Genomic DNA, 6,474 nt, shown 5'->3' with positions numbered 1-6,474 from the left:
AGTGGCTCATGTCTTCCTTCTACATCACCACCACATTTTATCCAAGATAATCAATGCCACTCAAGGAAGTTTTTAGAGGTGCCCTATATAAAGGAAGTACAATTATGGCATACGTGGCGCTGAAAAGAGATGTCGCCCAATATTATGTTCATTTGGGTGTCTGTATGCATCCTGAGGAGTTTTCAGCGGAAAATGAACCGGTGTCCGCATCTGACGATGGAGCACGGTGTTTGCCTTTTGATGCTGATCCGACACCCGATGGATATCTTAGGAACTTGGATGTTTCTCGTCTCATCGGACAGGTACCTTTGGGCCAAATTCTCAGCGGTGGATTTAACCCCGTAGCCGAAGTCAATCGCCTCTTGGAACAAGCATCGGAGGGCATGTGTTGGTGGAGTGAAGAAACACTGTTTGTTGCGGGGCCTCACGATGTTGCCATTGTTGTCACTGGCGCGGAGTTTGCGGCGTTCGGAAGGAAAAAACACCAGCCCTCGAATTCCACGCATGAAATATCCTCTGATTTTTACATCGTAACCCAAAGCGGCATCGTGGAATTTTCGTTCAAAGGCGTGGAAGAATCTGCTGAGCCGCCAAGCGCCGTTGATGAACAAAAACTGGCAGAAGCCAACGTTGCCGGAAACAAGTTCTTGGCGGCAATCAAAAGTAGCAAGTCTCCGGATGATCTGAAGGGTGGATGTGCTTTATACGAAGACACTTTTGCTGGTTTTTTATCCCAATACAACGGTCAACTTAAAAATCTTCAACCCGTTATTGGAGCAATATTTAAAGCAGCTTTTAAAAATTGTGATCTTCTTCCAAGCGAAATGTTCCTTGTCAAAATTCAAAAATTACCAGAGTTGGACGGACTTCGAGAGGAACTCTCTGTTGCTCTCCGAGAGGATAAATGGCGCAGAATCCGGGAGATACAAGCGAGAAATAGTAATGACGATTTAGATGATTTGTTCAAATTGCTCAATGATGTTGGCCAGACTGATGAAGCCCAAGCAACGCTGAAGCGATATATTGAAAGCAGGATCAGCACGAATAATCCGGCCGCTTTTACCAGAGTATTGGATACGTTACTCCCAAAAATCTCGAACCCCGCGATCCAATGCGAGCTTTTAAGAAAGATGAAAGCCACGAATTTACAACTGCTCATTGAAGCAGCTCTCCATTTCTCGACGGTAGACGGTAGTCAACATCTTGTTGAGGCCTGTATTGAAGCGATCTGAAATAGATCAATGTCAATGGGGTCAAGTCTTGACATGAGTCAACACTCTATCGTTGGTTGCACAAAGTTAAAAAGTGAAAAGTCAAGACTTGACCCCTAGCCTTCATTTGAAAAGAACGAATTTGCAACGCTTGGTCTCAGTGGACTTGCAGTCGGTGGCGGCATGCACTTTTCGTACGAAGCATTTGTGGAAGAGAGTCTCTCCCCTTGGTTGAATCAATAAATTTTCCTTGCACTTTTAATGAATTACATTAAACTCATCAATATGAAGGAAACCATTCAAAAATATTCAGCTTTTGATGCAAGAACTCGTTTTGGAGAACTCCTTGATCAGGTTCGCTACTCCAAAAAACCATGTTTTATTGAGCGTCATGGAAAGCCCGTTGCCGCTTTAATTGATATCAAAACCTATCAACGTTTTATGCTTTCAGAACAATACCGGCTCTGGATTCACCAAGCTGTCCAGCAGATCATCGAACATTATCAACCAGAAAAGATTGTTCTCTTTGGATCAACATCCATTGGAGCCTGGCATGAAGGGAGTGATATTGACCTGTTGATTGTAAAAGAAACATCGAAGCGACGGCTTGATCGAAGTGACGAACTGCTTTCTGTTTTAGATCCAGATGCTCCTCTTGAGCTTCATATCTATACTCCGCAAGAACTTCGGGAAAGGCTCGATCTCAGAGATTTTTTTATCAGTGAAATCGTCAGTAAAGGGCAGATATTGTATGAGCGAAAAGCAGAAAAAATTGGCACATGAATGGATCGATCGTGCCTGGAGCGATTTTCAATACGCCCAGGCTGGAGAAAAAGAGACGCAACAACATCATATTACTTGCTTCTTATGTCACCAAGCGGTTGAGAAAGCAGTAAAGGCGATGTTGATTGTTGATGGAATCGTACCTCCACGCTCACACCATCTCGGATTTTTGTTTTCACAGATCCTCGACCGTCATTCATTGTTTGCCTCAATCCAGATGGATGTTCGAAAGTTAGATAAATTTTATATTCCTGCCCGTTATCCTGATGATGTGGTTACAACATTTACAGCAGAAGATGCGCGCCTCGCGCTTCAAACAGCAGAAAAAATGTTGCGATTGGTGGAAGAGACTCTCTCTTCTTAGTCCCATCTGAATTCCCATTGACTTTCCGCATCCTTTAACCAAAATCACGCCTCTTATGTCAGAGGAAAATCAATATATTGCCGAGCGGCGCAAAAAGCTCTCTGTCTATCGTGAGCAGGGGATTAATCCTTATCCAAATGGAATTCTGCCTCATCATACTTCTGAAGAGATTCAGAGGATACATGGAGCACAAAACGCAGAAGAACTAGAATCTCTTCAAAAAACATTTTCGCTTGCGGGAAGAATCATGATGATTCGCTCGTTTGGAAAAGCTGCTTTTTTGCGCATTCGTGACCGTTCGGGTGAGTTTCAAATTTTTATTCAAAAACAAGACCTTTCCGACGAACTCTTCAACCTTTATAAAACCTTCAATGTGGGCGATTTTGCGCTTTTTGAAGGGCCTCTTTTTCGGACGAAAACAGGCGAACTCTCCCTTAAAGCAAAAGATCTGAAGCTCGTGACCACATCTCTCCGTCCTTTGCCGGAGAAATGGCATGGGTTAACCGATGTCGAAACACGCTATCGACAACGCTATGTTGATCTCATCGCGAATGACGACGTGAAAAAAACATTTCGCATTCGTGCACAGGTCGTTCAAGCCATTCGCGAATTTTTACATGAACGAGACTTTTTGGAAGTCGAAACGCCGATGATGCATTCGATTCCAGGTGGCGCTGCGGCAAAACCTTTTGTGACACATCATCATAAACTCGATATGGATCTCTATCTTCGCATTGCGCCGGAGCTTTATCTCAAACGCCTTGTCGTTGGTGGTCTTGAACGGGTTTTTGAAATCAATCGTAATTTTCGCAACGAAGGAATTTCCATTCAGCATAACCCCGAATTTACCATGCTCGAGTTTTATCAGTCGTACGCAACGTATGAAGATCTCATGAACCTCACTGAAAGCATGCTCGCGCATGTGCTCAAAAAAGTGCACGGCACTTTGCGCGTAACATATCAAGGAACTGAAATAAATTTTTCTCCTCCCTTCCAACGTTACACATTAAACGAAGCACTTGTTCAGGTCGGCAAAGTGGATCCTGCGGTTTTGACAAATCGAGAGAAGGCGCTGAGTTATGCCAAAAGTCTTGGTGATAAACTGAAATCAGAAAAAGAGGGACTCGGTGCAATCCTCACAGAAATTTTTGAGCTGACCTGTGAAGCAAAATTAATTCAGCCGACATTTATTACACACTATCCCACAGAAGTCTCTCCGCTCGCTCGTCGGAATGATAAAAATCCCGACGTTACGGATCGGTTCGAACTTTTTATCTACGGTCGCGAAATTGCCAACGCTTTTTCAGAGCTCAATGATCCAGAAGATCAAGCTGAGCGCTTTCGTAAACAGGTCGAAGCTCTTTCAGGTGGAAACGATGAGGCGATGCATTATGATGCCGATTATATTCAGGCGCTTGAATATGGGATGCCACCAGCTGCTGGAGAAGGTGTTGGCATCGATCGATTGGTGATGCTTCTTACGGATTCCCCGTCAATCAGAGATGTAATTTTATTTCCCCAGTTGAAAAAAAGAGATGAGTCATGATTCCAAACTGTCGAGGATTTTCTCGCAGGGGGCCTTTGACTGAGGCGCGTCAATGCCAATCGAAAGATCGCGCCGATGGAAACAGAAGCGGCGAGGAGCGTAACCGAAGCCGCTGTACCCCGAGAGAAAATGCGATGACAGTTTGGTAATGCCTATGATCTCAACCTGGATAGCTTGGCGCTATTTTCGAAGTCGACGTTCTGAGCGATTCCTTTCCTTTCTCACGACAACCTCAATTCTGGGAGTGACGATTGGAGTTCTCGCGCTTATTGTGGTGCTTTCCATCATGTGTGGTTTTCATCGCGAATTAACAGAGCGACTTTTAGGACTTCATGCGCATGTGCTTCTTCGGGCTCCTGACTCCGCACAAGATGATCTGACACGTGAACAGATAGAATCACTTCTTCAAGATGAGTCCACAGTTCTTGTCACTCCCTTTGTAGAAGGCGAAGCAATAGCCCAAGGGCCAGAAACAGTCGGAGAAGCTGTGCAAGGAGTACGAGTTCGGAGTCTCGATCCTCAGGAACTTCCTTTTATGAAACGAGTTCAATTTTATTTTCCCCAGGGAAAAGAGAATTTTTCCGGGGTTATTTTAGGGAAAGAAGTTTCAGGCACACTTTTAGCTCATCCTGATTTTGAAGATTCGATTCGATTGATTGCGCCGCTTGCGGAAGTTGGGCCTACGGGAGAGCTTGCTCCACGTGCCTATCGCTATCCTGTGGTTGGTGTTTTTGAATCGGGGATTTATGAATACGATACGAAAGTGATCTTTCTTTCGCGCGAAAATGCCACCAAACTTCTGGGAGAGCAGATCTCGCGGGGATGGAATGTTCGTCTACAATATCCGGAGCATGCGTACAAAGTTGTGGCAAGATTACGTCAAAGCTTGCCGTCAGGTTGGAAAGCTCATGCGTGGAGTGAAGAGAATCAAAAACTCTTTCAAGCTCTTCGCTTTGAGCGCATTGTCATGAATATTGTCCTTTTGTTCATTCTTCTCATTTCCTCTTTTTCAATGATGGGCGTTCTTTTTCTCATGACAGCATCAAAACGAAAGGACATTGGGATCTTACGTTCATGTGGAATATCACCAAGAAAAATCCGCAGAATCTTTTTGCTTCAAGGTTTTTGGATCGGAGCCGGTGGCTCATTTCTGGGTACATTTTTGGGTCTCTTCATTTGTTACCTTCTTCAACAATATCCACTCTCGCTTCCGAGCACGTATTATCTGGATGTGTTGCCCGTCTCGGTTGAGTTTACATGGGTTGTTCTCTTCTTTTTCTGCGGGATTTTCTTTGCCATGTTGGCTGCGTTTTTTCCTGCCATGAGAGCCGCCAAAGAAGCTCCGTGTGAGGTGCTTCGCTATGAATAACATGAACACCTCTTTTATTCTTCGTCGCATGCACCGTTTTTCAACGCTCCCTCCTTCGCTCAAAGTGATGCGTGTTATTACGATTGTGGGAATAGCGCTTGCGGTGACGACACTCCTGATCTCGATGACCATCGCGCGTGGATTTGAGCATGCCTATATGAGATCACTTCTCGATTTTAATGCTCATGTCATTGTGCTCCCTTCTTTTCATTCCACAGAAGTTCAAAAAGATATCGTTCAAAAACTTTCTCATCTGAAAGAAAAAGGCGAAATTCTTTCTTTCACCCATTTTCTCTATCGGGAAGCGCTTGCGGTGTCGCATGGCACAATCAAGGGTGTGGTGGTGAAGGGAGTTGATCCTGATCAATTTACTTCTCTCAAAACACTCAACGTCCATTTTTGGCAAGATGATCATAAAAAAAACAAACCTGTTGTGGTCATAGGCAAAGCGCTTACGAAAATGTTGGAGGTGACACCGCAAGATCCAGGATTACGACTTCTTCTTCCGACCAAGGAGACGAATCGTTTTGAAGAAATTGAAGCGATCGGAACTTTTTCATCTGGCATGTATGATTATGATTCTCAATTTCTCTTTATGTCGATTCCCGAGATGAAATCTCTTTTTGAGATTCAAAATGATGAAATGACCGGTATCGAAATTTCTCTCGCAGATCCAAATCAAGCATTTTCGCTTGCTGAGAAACTTCGAGTTGAGTTTCAAGATATTGATGAGATTTTAACGTGGAAGGATCTCAACCGAGATCTTTTTGCCGCGCTGACATTGGAAAAGTGGATGTTTGGAATGATTATGGGAGTGATCGTCATTGTTGCCGCGCTCAATATTATGACGGTTCTCATTCTTTTGATTCTTTTTCGGAAAAAAGAGGTCGCCATTCTGTATGCTTTGGGGATGCCTCGAAAAAAACTTGTTGGCATGATCACGCGCAGTGGAGTGTGGACCGGAATGATCGGTGTGATCATCGGCCTCGCGGTGAGCGGTTTGATCATCTGGGTTCTCAAAAGCTATCCGCTCATTGCACTTGAGGAAGAGATCTATTTTCTGCGGCATCTCCCGCTTGACTTCTCTCCTGTATTATGTGGATTTATCGGGACTTTTTGCCTCGGTATCTGCGCTGTCACCTCGCGTCTGGCTGCGGCACGACTCTCATCATATCCTCTGGGGGATGGGTTACGTTAGCTT

General features: G+C 44.4%; 6 protein-coding genes. All 6 read left to right on the top strand.

The window, feature by feature from the left end; translation table 11 throughout:
• The first annotated feature begins 53 nt into the window (after nucleotides 1–53).
• Nucleotides 54–1,232: a hypothetical protein gene (locus A3C46_07495; protein OGQ22619.1), complete on the top strand. Its 1,179-nt coding sequence runs from the start codon at nucleotides 54–56 to the stop codon at nucleotides 1,230–1,232.
• Nucleotides 1,233–1,652: 420 nt separating this feature from the next.
• Complete coding sequence (locus A3C46_07490; protein OGQ22625.1) at nucleotides 1,653–1,994, top strand: hypothetical protein; 342 nt, start codon at nucleotides 1,653–1,655, stop codon at nucleotides 1,992–1,994.
• Nucleotides 1,963–2,358: a hypothetical protein gene (locus tag A3C46_07485; GenBank protein OGQ22618.1), complete on the top strand. Its 396-nt coding sequence runs from the start codon at nucleotides 1,963–1,965 to the stop codon at nucleotides 2,356–2,358. The genes A3C46_07490 and A3C46_07485 overlap by 32 nt, the downstream gene beginning before the upstream one ends.
• A 55-nt stretch (nucleotides 2,359–2,413) precedes the next feature.
• Complete coding sequence (locus A3C46_07480) at nucleotides 2,414–3,904, top strand: lysine--tRNA ligase (GenBank protein OGQ22617.1); 1,491 nt, start codon at nucleotides 2,414–2,416, stop codon at nucleotides 3,902–3,904.
• A gap of 148 nt (nucleotides 3,905–4,052) precedes the next feature.
• Nucleotides 4,053–5,273, top strand: coding sequence for a hypothetical protein (locus A3C46_07475; GenBank protein OGQ22616.1), 1,221 nt, complete (start codon nucleotides 4,053–4,055; stop codon nucleotides 5,271–5,273).
• Nucleotide 5,274: 1 nt separating this feature from the next.
• Nucleotides 5,275–6,471 carry a hypothetical protein gene (locus A3C46_07470; protein ID OGQ22615.1) on the top strand — a complete coding sequence of 399 codons (1,197 nt, stop codon included), beginning with the start codon at nucleotides 5,275–5,277 and terminating at the stop codon, nucleotides 6,469–6,471.
• Nucleotides 6,472–6,474 lie beyond the last annotated feature (3 nt).

The organism is Deltaproteobacteria bacterium RIFCSPHIGHO2_02_FULL_44_16 (assembly GCA_001798185.1).
GTDB lineage: Bacteria > UBA10199 > UBA10199 > 2-02-FULL-44-16 > 2-02-FULL-44-16 > 2-02-FULL-44-16.
The sequence above is the reverse complement of the archived record's forward strand: the minus strand, read 5'-3'. Positions and strand labels throughout refer to the sequence as shown.

What these genes read in the sequence shown, in the direction of transcription:
- A3C46_07495 (OGQ22619.1), top strand. Translation starts at nt 54, where the DNA reads ATGCCACTCAAGGAAGTTTTTAGAGGTGCCCTATATAAAGGAAGTACA.
- A3C46_07490 (OGQ22625.1), top strand. Translation starts at nt 1,653, where the DNA reads ATGCTTTCAGAACAATACCGGCTCTGGATTCACCAAGCTGTCCAGCAG.
- A3C46_07485 (OGQ22618.1), top strand. Translation starts at nt 1,963, where the DNA reads ATGAGCGAAAAGCAGAAAAAATTGGCACATGAATGGATCGATCGTGCC.
- A3C46_07480 (OGQ22617.1), top strand. Translation starts at nt 2,414, where the DNA reads ATGTCAGAGGAAAATCAATATATTGCCGAGCGGCGCAAAAAGCTCTCT.
- A3C46_07475 (OGQ22616.1), top strand. Translation starts at nt 4,053, where the DNA reads ATGCCTATGATCTCAACCTGGATAGCTTGGCGCTATTTTCGAAGTCGA.
- A3C46_07470 (OGQ22615.1), top strand. Translation starts at nt 5,275, where the DNA reads ATGAACACCTCTTTTATTCTTCGTCGCATGCACCGTTTTTCAACGCTC.